This window comes from Burkholderia sp. Bp9004, assembly GCF_003858025.1.
Lineage (GTDB): Bacteria > Pseudomonadota > Gammaproteobacteria > Burkholderiales > Burkholderiaceae > Burkholderia > Burkholderia diffusa.
The window spans coordinates 1-1,029 of the sequence record NZ_QTQD01000083.1; the positions used below are offsets into that span (position 1 = coordinate 1).

At 60.9% G+C, this 1,029-nt stretch carries 2 protein-coding genes; both read right to left on the reverse strand.

Annotated features, from left to right (window positions below; all coding sequences use genetic code 11):
- Positions 1-16: 16 nt before the first annotated feature.
- On the reverse strand, positions 17-931 hold the full coding sequence (locus DIE08_RS35245) for an IS3 family transposase (RefSeq protein ID WP_409360427.1): 915 nt from the start codon (positions 929-931) through the stop codon (positions 17-19).
- Positions 883-1,029: transposase (locus DIE08_RS36795; RefSeq protein WP_185715950.1), on the reverse strand; the 147-nt coding region annotated here is incomplete at its 5' end. The genes DIE08_RS36795 and DIE08_RS35245, both read right to left, overlap by 49 nt.

The following is a 1,029-nucleotide window of genomic DNA, read 5'->3' on the forward strand; positions in this document are numbered from 1 at the left end:
TGACCTGCCCCCGGTTTTAGTCCGAACTGCAGTTAGAGTCCGAGGTTAAAAACTGCTGCTTTGCATCGTGCGCCCGAGCGAACTGCACTGGCGTCAGATAGCCGAGCGAACTATGAGGCCGTTCGGTGTTGTACTCGATACGCCATTCCTCAATCAGCCGCTTGGCGTGGCGCATCGAGACGAACCAGTGCTCGTTCAGGCATTCATCGCGGAACCGCCCGTTGAAGCTCTCGATATAGGCATTCTCCACCGGCCTGCCAGGCCGAATGAACGACAGCGTGACACCGGCTTCGTAGGCCCATGCATCCAGCACCTTACCAGCGAACTCCGGCCCGTTGTCGACCGTGATGGATGCGGGTAAGCCTCGCATCTCCTTGAGCCGCTCGAGCACTTGCTGCACTCGTAAGCCCGGCAGCGATGTATCGACCTCGATGACCAAGCACTCGCGCGTGTAGTCGTCAACCACGTTCAGGCATCGAAACCGCCGACCATAGGCCAGCCCGTCAGAAACGAAGTCCATCGACCAGCTCTGATTCGGGCCTGTTGGTAACGGCAGCGGTGTGCGCTCGACAGCCGCGATACGCTTGCGTCGCCGCTTGCGCACGCTCAGTCCCGCCTTGCTGTACAGGCGCCAGATGCGCTTGTGGTTGGCGAAGCAGCCATCCCGCTGCAACAACACGTGAATCCGGCGATAACCGTAGCGGCGCTTCTGCGCCGCGATGGCCATCATCCGGCCAGTCAGCGCTTCGTCGTCAACTCGGCGGCGTGATTCGTAGTGGAACAGCGAGCGCGAAATCCCTACCAGCCCGCAGGCCCGGGTAACACCCATGGCGCGTTCGGTCATCAAGATTCGGACCGCTTCGCGCTTGGCCTGCGGGCTTGCTACTTTCGGGCCAGCAGGTCCTTCAGCGCGGCGTTGTCGAGCATTGATTCGGCCAACAGGCGCTTGAGCTTGTTGTTCTCCTGCTCCAGTTCCTTCAGGCGCTGCGCTTCGGAGACCGTCATCCCGCCGAACTTCGCTTTCCAGTT